Source organism: Algibacter mikhailovii, assembly GCF_014651495.1.
Classification (GTDB): Bacteria; Bacteroidota; Bacteroidia; order Flavobacteriales; family Flavobacteriaceae; genus Algibacter_E; species Algibacter_E mikhailovii.
On record NZ_BMWZ01000004.1, the window covers coordinates 423,316 to 442,816 of the forward strand.

Genomic DNA, 19,501 nt, shown 5'->3' on the forward strand with positions numbered 1-19,501 from the left:
ACAAAAAAATAAGTAATGGAAAAAGACATTTTACGTGGCGGTCAATTCTTGGTAAAAGAAATCGAATGTGAAGATATTTTCACACCCGAAGACTTTAATGAAGATCAGCTAATGATGAAAGAAGCAGTAACCGAATTTATCGATAGAGAGGTTTGGGCTAAAAAAGCACAATTTGAAAAAAAGGACTATGCGTTAACCGAATCTTGTATGCGACAAGCTGGAGATCTTGGATTTCTTAGCATAGCCGTTCCTGAGGAATATGGAGGTATGGGCATGGGATTTGTTGACACTGTTCTCGTTTGTGATTATATTTCAGGCGCAACAGGTTCTTTTAGTACGGCCTTTGGTGCACATACAGGTATTGGCACCATGCCTATTACGCTTTACGGGAATGAAGAACAAAAGAAAAAATACGTTCCTAAACTAGCTTCAGGAGAATGGTTTGGATCTTATTGCTTAACGGAACCTAGTGCGGGTAGTGATGCCAATTCAGGTAAAACAAAAGCAGTACTTTCAGAAGACGGTAAGACCTATAAAATTACTGGCCAGAAGATGTGGATTTCAAATGCTGGATTTTGCAATCTAATGATTGTTTTTGCTCGTATTGAAGATGATAAAAACATTACAGGTTTTATTGTTGAATATAACCCCGATGCACCTAACGGAATTACCATGGGGGAAGAAGAACACAAATTAGGAATTCGCGCGTCGTCTACTAGACAAGTGTTTTTTAATGATACGGTGGTTCCTGTCGAAAATATGCTTTCTACTAGAGGTAACGGATTTAAAATAGCCATGAATGCGCTTAATGTAGGTAGAATTAAATTGGCAGCAGCCTGTTTAGATGCGCAACGGCGTGTCATTTCAGAATCTGTTAATTACGCGAATGAGCGTATTCAATTTAAAACGCCAATATCGAGTTTTGGTGCCATTCGTCAAAAAATAGCTGAAATGGCTACCAACTGTTGGGTTGGCGAAGCTGCTACCTATCGCGCTTCCAAAAATATTGAAGACAGAATTGAATTAAGAAAAAACAATGGCAAAGACTCGCATCAAGAGGCCGAACTAAAAGGTGTTGAAGAGTATGCTATAGAATGTTCTATTCTTAAAGTAGCAGTATCCGAATTTATTCAAAAATGTTCTGATGAAGGCATTCAAATTTATGGTGGTATGGGCTTCTCTGAGGAAACGCCAATAGAATCAGCTTGGCGGGACGCCAGAATCGCGAGAATTTATGAAGGTACTAATGAAATTAACAGAATGCTTTCCATTGGCATGCTCATAAAAAAAGCGATGAAAGGCCATGTTGATGTGTTAACTCCTGCTATGGCCGTAAAAGATGAGTTGGTTGGCATACCATCTTTTGAAGTACCTGACTATTCTGAGTTATTTTCTGAAGAAAAAAATATTATTAAAAACTTAAAGAAATTGTTTTTAATGGTGGCAGGTGCCGCGCTTCAGAAATATGGAGAAAAAATTGAACAACAGCAACAATTAATGCTGGCAGCTTCTGATATATTAATTCAAATATACTTAGCGGAGTCCGCTATTCTTAGGGCTGAGAAAATGGCCAAGAAAGATGGAGAAGATTCAGCTAAGGAACAAATAGCCATGGCTAAACTTAATTTATTTCATGCTATTGATGTTATTGAAACTGCTGGAAAACATTCCATTATCTCATTCTCTACAGGGGACGAACAACGTATGATGCTTATGGGCTTAAAACGTTATATTAAGTATGTAAACATGCCAAATATTATTGAATTAAGACATATTATTGCTGAAAAAGTAATTAAAGAAAACAAATACTGTTTTTAAAAGAAAAATTTATTTAGAGTAGTGACTAACTCAATTTTAAAAAGCGCCTTGAATTTATTTCGGGGCGTTTTTATTTTCGCTATTTTTAAACAAAAAAAAATGAAATTCATACTTACCTTTTTTACGCTTTGCTGTTTTAGTTTTACTTGGGGTCAAACCTCTCCAAAAATTTATGAAATCATTGATAATATCTCTGAAGATGAATTACGCAATAAGGTACAGACCTTGGTTGACTTTGGAACTAGAAACACCTTTAGCGACACCCTATCTAACACACGCGGAATAGGTGCTGCTAGGCGCTGGATAAAATCGGAATTTGAAACCATTTCTAATTCATGTGATAATTGCCTGGAAGTTTTCTACCAAAAAGATTTTGTTACCAAAGAAGGAAATAGCAGGGTTCCTCATGATGCTTGGGTTGTCAACGTTGTTGCGGTTCAAAAGGGAACTAAATACCCAAACCGATATATTATAATGAGCGGGGATATTGATTCAAGAGCAAGTGACACTATGGACTTCACAACCGATGCTCCTGGTGCCAATGATAACGCCACTGGCATGGCTGGCACCCTAGAAGCTGCCAGAGTTTTAAGTCAGTACAAATTTGAAAACAGCATTGTGTATGTTGGACTATCTGGAGAAGAACAAGGTTTATTTGGGGGCAAAGGGTTAGCCCAATATGCTAAGAATAAAGATTGGGATATTATTGGCGTTCTAAACAATGATATGATTGGTAATATAGAGGGTGTAGATGGCATTATTGATAATAGAACCTTCAGAATTTTTTCTGAGCCTACACCCCCTAATGAAACAGAAAAACAAAGACGTCTTAGACGGTTTTATGGCGGTGAAGTAGATGGTATTTCAAGACAACTGGCCCGTTACATTCACAAAACAACAAAAACCTATTTACCAGAAATGAATCCCATGATGGTTTATAGGCTGGATCGTTTTGGCCGAGGTGGTCATCATAGGCCTTTTAATGATTTAGGTTTTGCCGGCATACGTATTATGGAAGCTCATGAAAACTACACACAACAGCATCAAGATATTAGGGAAGAAAACGGCATTAAATACGGGGACGTTATTGAGCATGTTAACTTTGGCTACACCAAAAAATTAACGGCTGTAAATGCAATTAACCTTGCCAGTTTAGCTTGGGCTCCTCCAGCGCCAAAAACGGTTGCCATTGGAGGTATTGTAGAAGCTTCTGTAAAATTAAAATGGGACAAGGTTGACGGTGCAACAGGTTATAAAATCTATTGGCGTGATACTACTTCCCCTACTTGGGATCACAGCAGAACTGTGGGTGATATTTCGGAATTTACACTTGAAGGTATCGTTATTGATAACTACTTTTTCGGTGTAAGTGCTATTGGCGAAAACAACTTTGAAAGTGTAGTCACTTTTCCTAATCAAATTATGCGATAAGTTTCAATTAATTTTTACATTAAAATTTTATAGTTCAATATGAAAAAACAATTTCTACGCTCATTTTTAGTGCTTTTCTTTTTATTTGAAATTGGCCATGCTCAAAATCTACTTTCGGATAAGTCCAACTTCACTAGACAGGATACCTTAAGAGGAAGTATTACCCCTGAGCGCGAATGGTGGGATTTAACCTATTATCATTTAGACATAAAAGTCAATCCTGATGAGAAATTTATCTCTGGTAAAAACACCATTCAATATAAAGTATTGAAACAAGATTCTATCATGCAAATAGATTTGCAAGCGCCATTAACCCTTATTAAAGCGGTTCAAAATGAAAAGGAACTAAAAATAATACATGATGGTAATGCACATTTTATTCACCTAGACAGCAAGCAAGAATTAGCAGCCATTAATAGCCTAGATGTGTATTACGAAGGGCATCCAAAAGAAGCCGTAAATGCGCCTTGGGATGGCGGTATATCTTGGAAAAAAGATGAAAATAACAATCACTTTGTAGCCTCGTCTTGTCAAGGCTTAGGTGCAAGTGTTTGGTGGCCATGTAAAGACCATATGTATGATGAAGTAGACAGTATGCAAATAAGTGTCAATGTGCCCGCAAAATTAATGAATGTCTCAAACGGCAGACTAAGACGTGTGGAACGTATTGATGACACTAAAACTTATACGTGGATTGTTAAAAGTCCTATTAATAATTACGGCGTCAATATAAATATTGCAGATTACACAAATTTCTCTGAAGTATACAATGGCATGGGAGGCCTTTTAGATATGGATTATTACGTATTGAAATATAATCTTGAAAAGGCTAAGGAACACTTCAAGGATGCTCCAAAAATGATGAAAGCTTTTGAATATTGGTTTGGACAATATCCATTTTATAGAGATGGTTACAAATTAGTAGAAGTGCCCTATCTTGGGATGGAGCATCAAAGTTCAGTGACTTATGGAAATAAATATAAGACCGGCTACCTGGGCAGAGACCTCTCGGGTACTGGATGGGGCCTAAAATTTGACTTTATCATCATTCATGAATCCGGGCATGAATGGTTTGCAAATAGCATAACAGCAAAAGACATTGCCGATTTATGGATTCATGAGAGTTTTACAGCCTATTCTGAAAGTTTGTTTTTGGACTATTATTATGGGAAACAGGCTGCTTCTGAATATGTTATTGGCACCCGAAAGAGTATTGCTAACGAAATACCAATTATTGGAGTGTATGATGTGAATAAAGAAGGATCACCAGACATGTACTTCAAGGGCGCCAATATGCTGCACACATTAAGACAGTTGATTGAAGATGATGAAAAATGGCGCAAAATATTGAGAGGACTGAATATGACCTTTTATCATAAAACAGTAACTACTAAAGCGATTGAAAACTATATTAGTGAACATTCTGAGATTGATTTAACGGCTTTTTTTAATCAATACTTGAGAACAATTCAAATCCCCGCATTAGAGTACGCCATTGATAAAAATGAAATAAAATACCGATGGACTAATATTGTTAATGACTTTGATATGCCTATTCAAATTAAAATTAATGGCACTGAACAATGGTTGTATCCAAATTCAGAATGGCAACAACTTAAAACCGATTCAAAGATATCAGCCTTCAGTATTGACGAGGATTTTTATGTAAACCATAAAGAACTATAAGCCTTGTCAGATTTTCAAGAAATACACTTTGAACGTGATACGGATTGGTATGCATGGTTGCTAAAAAATCATGATAAGGAAAAAGCGGTTTACCTTATTTTTTACAAACTTGAAATGAATATACCAACGATGCGGTGGGACGAAGCTGTAAAAGTCGCCATTTGTTTTGGCTGGATAGATTCTACTGTAAAAAGTTTGGGCCATGGTAAAAGACGGCAATATTTCTGCCCAAGAAATCCTAAAAGCACTTGGAGTGCGCTGAACAAAAAATATGTAACGGCTTTAATCCAAGACGGATTAATGCAAGAATCTGGCTATAAAATGATTGAATTAGCTAAGAGAACAGGGACATGGACCGCGATGGATGATGTAGAAAATGGCGTTATCCCGGATAATTTACAAGCTGCTTTTAACAACAATCCTAAGGCCTTTGAGAACTACCAAAACTTCGCCAAAGGGTATCAAAAAAGTTACTTATCCTGGATAAAAAATGCCAAGCGAGAAGCTACTATCCAAAAACGGATAAAGGAAATCATAAGGCTCTGTGAGGCTAATATTAAATCGCGGTAACTTAAATGAAGGCAGATCAAGTCTGCCTTAAGGCGTTTGAATGAATTTGGTGTTAGGCAAATCGTATTTTGATCAATTAGTTCGTTTCAATTTCCAAGGGAATCAAACATTATTTTAATAGGTATCACAATATGACCCAATAGGTGATCCCATTGGTATATCTGGAATTTTATAGGACTTAATAGCATTTGGATGCTCAAAGTAGTTGGCTATACGTTCTTGAATAGCTAAACTAAATACCGATTTATTTTTGGTCTTAGCTAATTGATTTTGAACCTCCTTGAGCTTATGGTCAATTATGCTCTTCACCTGTGGTAAGATCTTATCACTCTGAGATAAGCCCATCAATAGGTCTAATATTATGTAGCTTGTATTTTGTTGGATGCTTTGGTAGTAGCTATCTTTATGCATTGCGGTATAGATACTATTTACTAAAATAGTATCTAAGGTTTCTTCTAATCCCAATTGTTCATTATCTAGCACGTGCTGTTGATATAATCTCGAAACCCGTTGGGGATGCAAGAGTAGTTTAAGTGTATGGGAAACATTCATTGTAGTTGCGCTTATGGCATCAAAAGCAATACCTGTAGTTCCTTTGAAATTTTCGTTAGACTTTGTCGCAGAAGGGCGTGGGGGAAAAAGGGGTAATTGTGTTATTGGTATAGCAAGTTCCTTAGGACTAATACTTTTCAAAATTACATTTAAGGCTGATAATTGTTGGTTTTTAGGTAGGATGCTGGCAGCCTTTCCACCATCACCTTTAGTGGCACGGTGGTAGTCCATTCCGGCAACAGATTTAACGGCTGCCTCGATTTGGTAGCGATGCATAAAGTAGATGGGAACAAAAAGATCTTCTAATGTATTTATGGCTTCACCTTCATCAATATTATCAATAGAGAATTGATGCATTGCAACTTGACGGACAGTTAAAATACGTTCTAGTTCGGCCGTCGCATCTGCACCATTGTCCCAACGGTGGCCCGTGCTGCTAACTCCCCCGGGAATAACGTCACTATCGCTCATGTTTTTAAAGCCGTCTTTTAATGCTTTATTAAGACTGCTTACGCGCTCTGAATGACTTCCGGTGCCATAGGCGAAAGCCGTAGCAATTTTATCCCATTTACCAATACCTGTGGCATATGCAGCATTGTAAGTGATTTCATCACCACGCAATTCAAAAGTAGGATGCGGATAATCCATTACAGAAGCTTTGTCATTAACACTAGCCGCAAAATTGTGCTGAAACCCCAATGTATGCCCTATTTCATGCGCAGAGAGTTGTCTAATTCTTGCAACAGCCATATTCAACATCTCTTGCTCTTTGTTGTTTGTTGATGCATAAGGTTTATTACTTATAGCTTTGGCAATCATATAGTCATGTCTAATACGCAAAGAACCTAGACTCACATGTCCTTTTATTATTTCTCCTGTTCTAGGATCTGTTATAGATGCGCCATAACTCCAACCTCTGGTCGATCTATGAACCCATTGAATAACATTATACCTCACATCCAAAGGGTCAGCATCGTCAGGCAATATTTTAATTTGAAAAGCATCTTTATAGCCAATTGATTCAAAAGCTTGATTCCACCAAGCTCCTCCTTCCAATAAGGCTGAACGAACTGGTTCAGGGGTTCCATTGTCAAGGTAATATATGATTGGCTCTACGGCTTCAGAAATGGCCTCTTCAGGGTTTTTCTTTACCAAACGATGTCTCTCGATAAGTTGTTTTTTAATATTTTCTTCAATAGGTGTTGCATAATCGTAGTAACTAAAATCCCATGATCCACAATTGGGGTGGTACGCTCTGGTTTCATAACCGGGCTCAGGCAAGGCAATAAATGAGTGGTGCTGGTAAGTGGTGACATAATGGGTATTCGGGACAACCGATTTCAATTTAGTCCCCGTGGGCTTACCTTGTAGTGTAATTAACGTTTCGAATTCAACATTCTTAGGAAATGCTTTGGTTCGCTCTAAATTCAAAGCAGAACGTTGTTTATTAATACTGTAATTTCCTTGTTTACTTTTTTGTAATTGACCTGCTACATTAAAGACATCTTGCATTAAAAAAGGCGTTAAATCAATTTCATAGCCTTTTTCGGTTTTACCTAAAATTGGAAAACCAAACAAAACACTTTTCCCAAAAGCTTGCTCTACTGATGCTTTTTCGAGTTGGTTTTTTGTAGTTGCACGAAACTTAAGGTTAGGTTGAATAAGCAGGAGTTTGTTTCCTGCTTTTTGAAAGTAGACAATTTGTTGACTCCCAATTTTCCCTCTATCTAATCCTAAATCATTATTACCAAGGCCTTGACTCAGGTAGTTTACATAGAGGAAATTAGATTCTAAGTCATTGACTTCAAGGATTAAACTTTCAGTAGTCCCAGTTTCATTATAAGGGGATCCTTTCTCTGAATAGGTAAAGTTGAACAGGCCGTTATATTGTTGCGCTGAAATTGAAAGACTAAATAAAATAAGAAATAGCGTGTTTTTCATAGTGTTCGTAATAATTTATTCTGAGAATACCCAAATACGGTTGGTAAACTGGTTATATCCAAACAGCACACATCATAAAACTGTAGGCACTTCTAAGATAAACCTATGTCACTAAAAAGAATATTTAAAACTGTCATATACCCCACCAATGTATAACTAATGATGCTAAATAAAAACCGTTTAAAATGATTATCCTTGACATAAAACCATATAAATATACGTAAAGAGACTTGCACATAAACCCTCTTTCAGGAGTTTTCCTTAAGAAAAAGTAGAGTATTCAAAATCTGTATAACTATATAGTCATTCTCCCATAAAGTCCGTAATCTCGGAGACACTTATTTTAGGATTGGCACCTTCACTTTGAGCCACCATAGCACCAACAGCGCAGGCCATATCAATGGCCATTTGAGGAGACACCTCATCCATGAGGTGACTAACAAGGGTTCCTAAAAAAGAATCACCTGCCCCAACAGTATCTACAACCTCAACTTTGTATCCGCTATTATAGTACAACCGTTCTTGGTGCAACAATACCGCACCAAAAGCCCCTTTAGTAACGCAAATACTTGAAGTATTTGTTTTTCGGGCAATATAATTTATGTTCTGTTCTAAACCTCGATATGGCGAACCTAAAAAAGCACTTACCTCAAAGAGTTCTTCATCATTAAATTTAATAACGTCCGCTACTTGCATCAATTCCTGCAATAGTACTTTAGAATAAAATGGTGCTCTAAGATTAAGGTCAAATATTTTATATTTGGCCAATTCCAAATAAGTAAATAAGGTGTTTTTAGAGACGTTATCTCTTGCTATTAAACTTCCATAAACAAAAGCATCGGCCTGTTTTACAATTGCAGTTGCAGACTCTGTAACCGCGATACGATCCCATGCACAAGGGTATTCAATGTTATAAGTGGCCACCCCTTTAGCATTGAGCTTTACCAATACCTCTCCCGTTTTAAAGGTATTCAATTGCTGAATACATTCAGACTCCACCTGATTATCTTTTAAATAGGTGATTAAGGCATCACCTAAACGATCTTGACCAACCGCACTAATCATACTCACCCTTTGATTAAAGGATGCCAAACGCAAAGCCACATTTAAGGGTGCACCACCAATTTTTTTAGTATCAGGAAAAATATCCCATAAAATTTCGCCAAAGCAAACTATGTGACTCATTGTTTTGTGTATTCAATGCTTTAAAATTACTTAAAAAATTATCGGTCTAATAAAATATGTTGGCCTCCATTGTATTTTGATTAATAGAGCTCTTAAATACTTGAATCATGCGTTTAGCAATACCGGTCCATCCAAAATTTCGTCTAGCGAAGCGTGCCCCCTCAACTGATAATTCATTACGCATTTTAGGGTATAGCAATGGCATAGCCATCATGGCACCAAATTCCTTTGATCTATGTGGATCTGCAAAGAGGGCTTGATTCCCAAAGTCTATTAAATCGTAAAGGCCGCCATGTACCGTAATCACACTAGGCGTACCACAAGCCATAGCCTCAATAGCTACCATCCCAAAAGGTTCATAACGCGAAGGCATAGCAAAAATATTAGCCGAGCGATACACATTCGCTAAGTCTTCATCAGCAATATAACTTTTCCATTTTATTTTATCCATCACACCTAATTCCGTTGCCAGTTTCTTGAGGGTTTTCACCCCTTGATCATCTTGATTGGAATTATCGCTTCCAATGGCAGCCACCAAGCGTGCCTCAGGACATAATTCGAAGACGGTAGGTAATGCTTGTATTAACAAATCATAACCTTTATTATGTGCCATTCTACCCAAGGTTAATATATCAGTGGGATGAATGTCATACTTCACCCGTATTTTATCATTCTCTTTAGAAGGCACAGGAAAAAAACGATTCTCATCAATACCAGGAGGAATCATGGTACAGTTTTTTGGCAGTACATCATATTGCTTGGTTAACAAATCTACCTGAGGCAAGGTTGTCGCAATAATATGGTTACACATTTGATATACAAAATACTCTTTTCTAATGCGTTCTTTAAAACGATACGTTTTCTCCATTTCCTTCTCATCCATATCGCTTCCCATGGTATGCTGTTTCCACCATCCCACCGAATGTGGTGTATGCACATGCGATATCCCCAATTCTTCGGCTATTTTTTGTCCAGCCCAACCGGCATCCCAATAATGAGAATACACAACATCATACTTTTTGTTTTCCTTTTTGATGGCTGCCAGCGTATTGGTAACAAACTTTTTCAAGTGCTCGTGCATATCTTCTTTTCGGATAAAATTCTTGCCTCCGAAAGGAATGCGCCAAATACTGTAATTTTCATCAACAACATCATATTCGGGTTGATCCTCAAACTGCCGTGTTACCAGATCTACGCGTTTACCAAGCCGACTAAAGCGCTCAGCTAATTCTAAAACATAAACCACTTGGCCACCTGTATCTGGTTTTCCAAGTTCTGGGTTTGCAGCAACATATCCGTGTAAGGAGATCATTAGTATCGACTTCATAATATTTAGTTTAATTTAATTTATTTTTTTATAATCTTTAAATCATGGCAGGCAGATATATATTGAGCCGCCGACCATGCCTGATACGCTTTCCCCATTGGTTTTCCGGTAGTGCCGTGTGCCCATTCTGTAAACTCCCACTCTTCTGTAATACCTTCTTTATTTATTTGAGCCAGTTTATACAATTCTGAAATAGCCATTTCCTTAAAGCCTAGTTTATTAACAAACTTCACCCAAAAACCGCCAACAAACGGCCATATTCCCCCATTGTGATAATGATTTGGTAGATTTAATAAGTTTACTGTATAGTATGGTCGCCAATCTGGATCTCCTGGACTTACTACAGGGTAAACATTGGCTACAGGAAACGGATCATTCACACCAACTCCTAGCATAAAACGAAAGGTTTGGTGCGCTTTTTCTGCGTCTATAGTGCCATGTAAAAAGGCTAGTACGTTACCGAAAACATCACATCTCCAACTAAAATCAAAAGGTGTAGTTTGCGCAATTAAATAGGATGTATCCCCAAGAGTAAATTGCTTTTCGGCAAAAGAAACAGATTGAAATAATTGTTGTTGTGTAGAAGGCCAAAAATTTTGAACAATCTCTTTTTTAATGACTTGAGACCAGCGAATGAACTCTCCTGCTTGCTCAGAATCGCCGAGCATTTCTAACATACGCCCGAAACACACATTAGAGCGATACCAAAGAATTTCATCATAAAGAATATTATAACTTCTTCCAAATAAATCGGTCCAATCGCCTGCTTCTGGTATTTCTAACAAAGCATCATTATTACTATCATGAGCTCCTAGCCAGCGCATGGTTTCCTTTATATCAGAAATATATTTTCTAAGGAATTCAATATCCTTAGTCACATTCACATACTCGTAAAACGCGATAACTACCCAAATACCACTATCAATAGAACAAATACCTCCTACCCCCGAGTAATCGGGAATATTATCTTTAATACGCACATTTGATGGAATTTGTCCGTTTCTAGAAATATGCTCAAATAAAGTTATAAGCGTTTGACGGGCACATTGATGTATCTCCTCATCCTTATAAATTAAAGGCAAGGCTCCTATTACGGTTATGGCCCCATCACGCGCCCAAACACTATAATAATTTTCATCAGTACCATGAGCCACATTGTCTTTTATTGAACATGCCGAAAAACCTAAAGGTGTTATGTTCTTTTTTAAAGCATCAATAGCTTTTTTATAGCCTTCTCTAATAAAAGCGACCTTCTCATCCTCATCTTCATCAGCCACATGACTTAATTCTTGCTTTATAAAAAAGTCATCAGTATGATCAACATTGCTTGCAATAATAGCGTCCTCAGAAAGTATTTCATAATAGACCAAACCTTCAATAATACCATCACTTTTCTCTTTTTCTGAATGATAAACTTGACGGTGCTTGGTATATTGGTACAACTCTTCGTGTGCATTAGCAACAACAATGCCTTTTACATCCCTTAAGTCAAACATGGCAGAGTCATTGCCACTATCACCAGCTACCAAAGTTTCGGATGACTTAATATCCAATTTCTTAAGTAACCACTGCAGGGCATTACCCTTATTTGCAAATTTTGGAAGTATATCTAAAAACTTGTCACCAGAATACACAACATTAATATCCATATTGGCATTCACAAAACCCTGTTCCACACTTTCAATAGAGGCTACAGTAGCATTATGAAAGAAGTAACTCCGTTTATATGAATGCTGAAATTTAGTTGGCTGTTCACTAATGGGGTGCTCTATATTCTTTATAACCTCTTCAACGGCCTCCAAATTCCATCCGTCATCTAAGACATCATTAAATTCTTTGACCAGACTTTTTGTTTTGAAATTATAAATATGTGTACCAACACCCGAAATAATATAGTCTGGCTCAGGTAGAACACGCGTCTCAATGAGGTGGAGCACATCATCAATTAATCGACCAGTATTATAAGTTAATAATACATCCTTGGAAGGCTTATACTTTTTCCAAACTTTACGAAAATTACTCTTATACGTATGAAAGTCTATTAATGTGTTATCAATATCAAAAGACAAGAGCTTTATAGCACTCTTCTTGGCAAGATTTGCATCCATATATAAAAAACATGATTTATCGTTTTACGTGAATTTCAACTAAAAAATCACAAAAAACGAACGATTATTGACTTAATTTAGCCAAAAATTGCCCATAATCGTTAAAAATCGCTTTTATAATGTGTATGAATATTATTTTTAAGAGAATAACAAAATACCGGGTTGTAAATACATATAATAAAATTAAACGGCATTAAAATATGAATTTGAAAACCTTAAAACCTTCTAAATTCCATTTATAAAACTACCATATGGATCTTTAAACTGAATGCCTTCTGTAAATCTTTTTTTACTCAATTGCTTAAATTCAACCAATGCCCATAGCACAAATTCCTTTACAAAATAACTGTCTTGTTTTGACAAATTTGGTTGATATTCTCCCAATAAATCATTTAAAGGTGTGACGGAATCTAACAAATCCATATATTCCTTATCCCGTAAATCGTCCATAAGCTCAAAACCATCCTTTAAATTAAAAAACCAAGAAATAATATCGTCATAAGGACCTTCTTCATTCTGTTTTTTAAGTTTTTCAATGCCAGGAAAAAACTCTGGAAATAAACTTTTAACTGCCTCTCCTATTAAATTATAAGCCACTACGGCTGCGCCTTCTTGTTCGCCTTCATAAACCAACTCAACCTTACCCGTTATGGAAGGAATAATGCCAACAAAATCTGATAAACGTAAGCATGTTAACCGATCTCCAGCAATCAATGCACGCCTTTCGGCTGTACTTAAGAGGTTTTCTAAAGCCGTTATACTCAACCGCGCACTTACGCCACTTTTAGCATCTATAAATTCTGATTCTCTAGCTTCAAAAACAACTTGCTCTAATAGATCTCTCGCTAAATCAGGAACAATAACAGTACTCTTCTGACTTTCTACAATACTCGCCTCCTGCTGTGTTATCATTCTAGCTGTTTCTATATCTTCAGGGTAATGCGTTAAAATCTGCGAACCAATTCTATCCTTAAGAGGTGTTACAATACTGCCTCTATTGGTATAATCTTCTGGATTTGCAGTAAACAAAAATTGAATATCGAGTGGCAACCTTAGCTTGAAGCCTCTTATTTGAATATCACCCTCCTGTAAAATATTAAAAAGTGCTACCTGTATTCTTGCCTGTAAATCAGGAAGCTCATTAATTACAAAAATACAACGGTTAGCCCTTGGTATCATCCCATAATGTATCACACGATCATCCGCATAACTCAGTTTTAAATTTGCGGCTTTTATTGGATCTACATCGCCAATAATATCGGCAACTGTAACATCTGGTGTTGCTAACTTTTCAGCAAAACGCTCACTTCTATGCAACCATGAAATTGGTGTTTGATCACCTTCCTTTGTAATAAGCTCTAAGGCATATCTGCTAATGGGGTTGAATGGGTCATCATTAATTTCTGAACCTTTAACATAGGGAATATATTCGTCTAACAAGTTTAACATTAGGCGTGCTAAACGTGTTTTTGCCTGCCCTCTTAAGCCTAATAAATTTATATTATGCCTAGACAATATAGCGCGTTCCAATTCCGGAATAACAGTGTTTTGATAACCATGAACACCTTCAAAAGTGGTTTCTTTGTCTTTTATCTTTTGAATTAAATTATCTCTCAATTCATCCTTGATTGTTTTACTCGTGTACCCAAATTCTTTTAAGTCACCTAAACTTTTTATATTTTCTATTTTCATATTTATCCTCTAATTCTTTTTTTTCTATTTGTTTCATAATCTTCAAAAATCATTTCTCCAAGTCCTTTAAGACCAGTATAAAATGCTTTTCCTTGATTGGCATAAGTAAATTCTCTTACAAATTGCATGAGGTAGTTATCTTGTGCAATCATAAATGTTGTTATTGGAATGTGTAACCTTCTCGCCTGTTGCGCCATGGCATAGCACTTATTCACTATATGGGTATCTAAACCCATGCTGTTTTTATAGTATTCGCCGTCAGGAAGCCTTAAACAACTTGGCTTTCCATCTGTAATCATAAAAATTTGCTTGTTCGTATTCCGTTTTCGTCTCAGTAAATCCATAGCCAATTGCAAACCTGCTACTGTATTGGTATGGTATGGACCAACCTTTAAATAGGGTAAATCCTTAATTTCTATTTGCCATGCATCATTTCCAAAAACAATGATATCCAGCGTGTCTTTTGGGTAACGCGTTGTAATGAGTTCAGCAAGAGCCATAGCCACTTTTTTGGCCGGTGTAATGCGATCTTCACCGTATAAAATCATACTATGACTGATATCTATCATAAGCACCGTACTCATCTGTGATTTATGCATGGTTTCCTCAACTACCAAATCGGCTTCAGATAAAGTAAAATCACCAATACCATGACTAATTTGAGCGTTTTTTAAACTCTCGGTCATAGACACCTTATCTAAAGCATCTCCAAACTGGTACCCCCTAAAATCTCCGGTATGTTCATCGCCAATACCAGGACTTTTACTTTTATGATTACCTTGTCCGCTGCGCTTAATTTTTCCAAATATTTGATCAAGTGCCTGCTGCCTTATGGCACGTTCAGTCTTTGCTGTAATGGCCATTCCGCCATTGCCATCAGGATCAATTTCTTCTTTAATAAACCCCTTCTTCTTTAAATCTTCAATAAAGTCTTCTAAGGTATATTCAGGAGTTGTTAGTTTATACTCTTTGTCTAATTCACGAAGCCAATCCATGGCTTCATCAAAATCACCCGAGGTGTGCGTTATAAGTTCTTTAAATATCTCAAATAGTTTATCAAAAGGTGATTGATGAGGCGCTTCATACTTTTTGAATACAAAACCCTTTCTTTTCTTTTTCTTATTATCCATAGCGTTATAAAAATAGTGCTTTTCACAAACTTTATTCAGGCGTTAACATTTATTTATACAATGACTTCATAAGTTTTTATTATTTTTATTCGACTAAAAAATAGCCACATGAAATACACCTACCTACTGATATCTCTTTTTATATCAACAAGTTTATTTGCACAAAAATTAGAAATGGAATTATTTAAAGACATGACCCCTCGGAATATTGGTCCAGGAGGTATGTCTGGAAGAGTTACTGCCATAGATGTTGTTAACAGTAATGAGGATATTATGTATGTTGGCACTGCCTCTGGCGGATTATGGAAATCTACATCGGGCGGTGTTAAATGGACTCCCATATTTGAAAAAGAGGCTACAGCATCGATTGGAGCGGTTGCCATTCAACAATCAAACCCAAGTGTTATTTGGGTGGGTACCGGAGAAGGTAATCCTCGGAATAGTTTAAATGGCGGTTACGGTATTTATAGATCATTAGATACCGGAAAAACTTGGACTTTAATGGGACTTGAACAGACGCGACATATTCATCGTGTTATAATAGACCCAAATAATCCAGACATTATATATGCCGCAGCGATAGGATCACCATGGGGCAAACATCCTGAGCGTGGTGTTTACAAAACAACGGATGGTGGTAAAACCTGGAATAACATACTATTTATTAATAATAAAACGGGAGCGGCAGATTTGGTTATGGACCCAAAAAACCCTAATAAATTGATCGCCGCGATGTGGGAGCATAAGCGAGACCCTTGGTTTTTTAATTCAGGAGGGGAAGGTTCAGGGCTTCACATTACACATGACGGTGGTAATACTTGGAAAAAAATCACTGAAGACGACGGCTTCCCTAAGGGTGATTTAGGAAGGATTGGTATTGCCATTGCAGCTAATAAACCTGATGTTATTTACGCCCTTGTTGAGGCAAAAAAGAATGCACTCTATAAAAGTGAGGATGGCGGTTTTAATTGGCATCTAGTAAATGATAAAAAAGACAAAGGAGACCGTCCATTTTATTATTCTGAAATTTATGTAGACCCACAAAATGAAAATCGGGTTTATTCCATTTTCACGTATGTTAATGTCAGTCAGGACGGCGGAAAACATTTTAGTCAACTTATGCCAGCTTATAATACAGACCGCGGTGTACACCCAGACCATCATGCCTTTTGGATTCACCCATACCATGGAAATTTTATGATTGATGGTAATGACGGTGGCTTAAACATTTCTCATGATGGTGGTAAAACTTGGCGATTTATTGGTAATATACCTGTTGCTCAGTTTTACCATATTAATGTAGATAACGAGATTCCTTACAACGTTTATGGTGGCATGCAAGACAATGGTTCTTGGAAAGGACCTGCCTATGTTTGGCGTCATCAAGGCATAAGAAATGCATACTGGCAAGAAATTTCATTTGGTGATGGGTTTGATGTTATTCCTGATAAAGAAGATTCAAGATATGGTTGGTCTATGAGCCAACAGGGCTCGGTTAGCTATTATGATTCTGAAACGGGTAATAATATTAAAGTACAACCTACACACCCAGATCCCAATATACTTTTAAGGTTTAATTGGAACGCTGCCATAAGCATGGATCCTTATGACTACAACACGTTGTATTTTGGGAGTCAATTCGTTCATAAATCTACCGATAAAGGCTTAACATGGTCTATCATTTCAGAAGATTTAACAACTAACAATCCTGATAAGCTTAATCAAAGAAATAGTGGCGGATTGACAATTGATGCTACTGGGGCTGAAAACCACTGTACCATACTGGTCATTGAACCTTCGCCTATTGAAAATGATATGCTTTGGGTAAGTACAGATGACGGCAAAGTGCATATTACAAAAGATGGCGGTGATACTTGGACAGACGTTTCGCAAAACATTAAAGATCTTCCTAAAGGCAGTTGGATACCACAGATAAAAGCCTCTAATAAAAACAAAGGAGAAGCATTGCTTATAGCCAATGACTATAGACGCTTTAATTATATGCCTTACGCGTATAGAACGACTAATTACGGTAAAACCTGGAAACGAATAGTAGATGCCACTGATGTTAAAAGTTATGCCTTAGCCATAGTTGAAGACCCTGAAACTAGCAATCTTTTATTTTTAGGAACTGATGATGGTTTATATGTCTCAATTGACGCTGGAACCAATTGGCAAAAATGGACTGAAGGCTTTCCAACGGTACCCGTAAAAGATTTAGTTATTCATCCACGAGAAAATGATTTAATTATAGGTACGTTTGGCCGTGCAGCTTGGGTTTTAGATGATATTCGCCCCTTACGAGAAATAGCGATAAATAACGAAGTTTTAAAAACAGAATTAAAACTATTTACCCCGCCTGCTGCCTATTTAGCTGCCCTTCAAAGACCTTCTGGATCACGCTTTGGAGCAGATGCCATTTACAATGGTGATAATAGGAAAACAGGTGCTGAATTATCGTATTTAATAACCATTGACCAAAACGAGGCTTCTACAGTAACAGATAGTACTGAGACCGAAAACAAAGTGATTAAAAAAGATTCTATCACATTAAAAATTTATGACGGTGATCGCTTAATTAGAACAAAAAAGGAAGTCGCTCCCAAAGCAAGTGGGCTACATAAAATACAATGGAAACTTAAGGAAAAAGGTCCAAAGAAAGCGACTCGAGAAATCTCTAAAACCAAAGAAGAACCTTCCGGTCTAAAAGTTAAACCTGGGAAATACAAAATTGTACTCCATTATAAGGACCTTACATCCGAAGCTTGGATCACCGTAAAAAAAGATCCTAGGATTGAACAAACCCTTGCATCAATTAATGCCATTTATGAAAGCGGTAAAACTATTGAAAGCATGCAAAAAACTATGGCCGATGCCCTAGAACAGTTGAATCAAAGAAAAAAAATAGCAAAAGATTTTAAAGTTCGTTTCCAGGAATTAGACAAGGAAAAATATAAAAAAGAAATTGAGGCTTCAAATGAAATAATAAAAGAAATAAATGCCGTCATAGACTTGTTTTTAGGAAAACAGGACAAAAGACAGGGCATTGTAAGAAGCCCTATTCCTAATATAAATTCTAGATTAAAATCTGCCCGATATTATGTAGAAAGCCGAGTAAACGGCATCACAAAAACAGAAAACGAGTTGATTAAACAGGCAAAAGATGCTTTAGACCATGGTCTTGAAAAAACCAATACACTCATCAACACCTCATGGGATGCATATCAAGAGTTAATGGAAAACGTAGAAACATCTCCTTTCCAAACACTAAAAAGTTTTAAGTAAGAAAACAAGCATAGAATAAATAAAAAAGACTCTAAAATTAGAGTCTTTTTTATTTTTATACTTTATTACTGTGCAGATCGCTTTTAGATTTTAATCTCTATTCAACGCGTTTTAATCCTGCCAAGTCTTCAATTTTAATATACTTCCCAACAGTAGAAATTAATTTCTCTTTTTTAAATTGTGAAAGTACTCTAATGGCAGATTCAGTAGCAGTACCTACAATATTCGCATAATCTTCACGAGATAATAGCACACTTAAAGTGCCATCTGGATTAGTACCAAAACTATCTCTTATATAGACCAAAGTTTCTGCTAAACGTTGCCTCACAGATTTTTGTGCCATATTAACAATAATATCATCTGAATCTCTTAAATCATGAGCCATATCCTTTAACACCTCAAAAGAAAACTTTGAGTTCTTTTGTAAATCTGCAAAAATTTCACTTTTTGGAATAAAGCAAACCTCCATATCATTCAAAGCGATAGCCTGTAAATTAGAGGCCTCTTCGCTAATCAAAGAACGTTGACCAAGAAGTTGGCCTTTAACTACCATTTTAACAATCTGATCTTTCCCGTTTTCACTTAATTTAGACAGTTTACAAATGCCCTCTTTAACACAAAAAACACCGTTTAATGTTTCTCCTTCATCAAAAATAATTTCGCCTTTTTTAATAATTCTTGATGTTTTGCATCCAGAAATACGCACAAGCTCATCTTTTGTAAGCGCTTTTAAAGAGTTAAACTGCTTAATTATACATTGTTCACATTTGCTCATA

12 protein-coding genes are annotated in these 19,501 nt (G+C 36.6%); 5 read left to right on the top strand and 7 right to left on the bottom strand.

The window, feature by feature from the left end; genetic code table 11:
• Positions 1 to 15 precede the first annotated feature (15 nt).
• The 4 genes from IE051_RS10635 (at position 16) to IE051_RS10650 (ending at position 5,505) form a co-directional block, all read left to right on the top strand.
• Positions 16 to 1,818, top strand: coding sequence for an acyl-CoA dehydrogenase FadE (locus IE051_RS10635; RefSeq protein WP_189360754.1), 1,803 nt, complete (start codon positions 16 to 18; stop codon positions 1,816 to 1,818).
• Between the two features lie 99 nt (positions 1,819 to 1,917).
• Positions 1,918 to 3,249 carry a M28 family peptidase gene (locus IE051_RS10640; protein ID WP_189360755.1) on the top strand — a complete coding sequence of 444 codons (1,332 nt, stop codon included), beginning with the start codon at positions 1,918 to 1,920 and terminating at the stop codon, positions 3,247 to 3,249.
• 39 nt (positions 3,250 to 3,288) lie between these two features.
• Positions 3,289 to 4,935 (top strand): M1 family metallopeptidase, encoded by a 1,647-nt coding sequence (locus tag IE051_RS10645; protein WP_189360756.1) that lies wholly within the window; start codon positions 3,289 to 3,291, stop codon positions 4,933 to 4,935.
• A 3-nt stretch (positions 4,936 to 4,938) separates the two neighbouring features.
• The gene (locus IE051_RS10650) at positions 4,939 to 5,505 is read left to right on the top strand and encodes a YdeI/OmpD-associated family protein (RefSeq protein WP_189360757.1); all 567 of its coding nucleotides are present in this window, start codon (positions 4,939 to 4,941) and stop codon (positions 5,503 to 5,505) included.
• Between the two features lie 114 nt (positions 5,506 to 5,619).
• On the opposite strand, the gene IE051_RS10655 is transcribed toward IE051_RS10650, so the two are convergent.
• The 6 genes from IE051_RS10655 to IE051_RS10680 form a co-directional block, all read right to left on the bottom strand.
• Positions 5,620 to 7,998 (bottom strand): zinc-dependent metalloprotease, encoded by a 2,379-nt coding sequence (locus tag IE051_RS10655; protein WP_189360758.1) that lies wholly within the window; start codon positions 7,996 to 7,998, stop codon positions 5,620 to 5,622.
• 303 nt (positions 7,999 to 8,301) lie between these two features.
• A complete protein-coding gene (locus IE051_RS10660) occupies positions 8,302 to 9,183 on the bottom strand; it encodes a carbohydrate kinase family protein (protein WP_189360759.1) in 882 nt (293 codons plus the stop codon).
• A 46-nt stretch (positions 9,184 to 9,229) separates the two neighbouring features.
• Entirely contained in the window at positions 9,230 to 10,510 is a 1,281-nt protein-coding gene (locus IE051_RS10665) for a glycosyltransferase (protein ID WP_189360760.1), read from the bottom strand.
• A gap of 20 nt (positions 10,511 to 10,530) precedes the next feature.
• Positions 10,531 to 12,618 carry an HAD-IIB family hydrolase gene (locus IE051_RS10670; RefSeq protein WP_189360761.1) on the bottom strand — a complete coding sequence of 696 codons (2,088 nt, stop codon included), beginning with the start codon at positions 12,616 to 12,618 and terminating at the stop codon, positions 10,531 to 10,533.
• A 225-nt stretch (positions 12,619 to 12,843) separates the two neighbouring features.
• Positions 12,844 to 14,310, bottom strand: coding sequence for a MoxR family ATPase (locus tag IE051_RS10675; protein ID WP_189360762.1), 1,467 nt, complete (start codon positions 14,308 to 14,310; stop codon positions 12,844 to 12,846).
• 2 nt (positions 14,311 to 14,312) lie between these two features.
• Positions 14,313 to 15,440, bottom strand: coding sequence for a vWA domain-containing protein (locus IE051_RS10680; protein ID WP_189360763.1), 1,128 nt, complete (start codon positions 15,438 to 15,440; stop codon positions 14,313 to 14,315).
• A gap of 108 nt (positions 15,441 to 15,548) precedes the next feature.
• On the opposite strand from IE051_RS10680, the gene IE051_RS10685 reads away from it, so the two are divergent.
• Positions 15,549 to 18,725 (top strand): VPS10 domain-containing protein, encoded by a 3,177-nt coding sequence (locus IE051_RS10685; RefSeq protein ID WP_189360764.1) that lies wholly within the window; start codon positions 15,549 to 15,551, stop codon positions 18,723 to 18,725.
• Between the two features lie 97 nt (positions 18,726 to 18,822).
• On the opposite strand, the gene IE051_RS10690 is transcribed toward IE051_RS10685, so the two are convergent.
• Positions 18,823 to 19,500, bottom strand: coding sequence for a Crp/Fnr family transcriptional regulator (locus IE051_RS10690; protein ID WP_189360765.1), 678 nt, complete (start codon positions 19,498 to 19,500; stop codon positions 18,823 to 18,825).
• Position 19,501: the final 1 nt, after the last annotated feature.

Coding starts and splice junctions, on each gene's coding strand:
- IE051_RS10665 (WP_189360760.1), bottom strand. CDS start 10,510: ATGAAGTCGATACTAATGATCTCCTTACACGGATATGTTGCTGCAAAC.
- IE051_RS10670 (WP_189360761.1), bottom strand. CDS start 12,618: ATGGATGCAAATCTTGCCAAGAAGAGTGCTATAAAGCTCTTGTCTTTT.
- IE051_RS10680 (WP_189360763.1), bottom strand. CDS start 15,440: ATGGATAATAAGAAAAAGAAAAGAAAGGGTTTTGTATTCAAAAAGTAT.
- IE051_RS10640 (WP_189360755.1), top strand. CDS start 1,918: ATGAAATTCATACTTACCTTTTTTACGCTTTGCTGTTTTAGTTTTACT.
- IE051_RS10635 (WP_189360754.1), top strand. CDS start 16: ATGGAAAAAGACATTTTACGTGGCGGTCAATTCTTGGTAAAAGAAATC.
- IE051_RS10690 (WP_189360765.1), bottom strand. CDS start 19,500: ATGAGCAAATGTGAACAATGTATAATTAAGCAGTTTAACTCTTTAAAA.
- IE051_RS10655 (WP_189360758.1), bottom strand. CDS start 7,998: ATGAAAAACACGCTATTTCTTATTTTATTTAGTCTTTCAATTTCAGCG.
- IE051_RS10660 (WP_189360759.1), bottom strand. CDS start 9,183: ATGAGTCACATAGTTTGCTTTGGCGAAATTTTATGGGATATTTTTCCT.
- IE051_RS10685 (WP_189360764.1), top strand. CDS start 15,549: ATGAAATACACCTACCTACTGATATCTCTTTTTATATCAACAAGTTTA.
- IE051_RS10645 (WP_189360756.1), top strand. CDS start 3,289: ATGAAAAAACAATTTCTACGCTCATTTTTAGTGCTTTTCTTTTTATTT.
- IE051_RS10675 (WP_189360762.1), bottom strand. CDS start 14,310: ATGAAAATAGAAAATATAAAAAGTTTAGGTGACTTAAAAGAATTTGGG.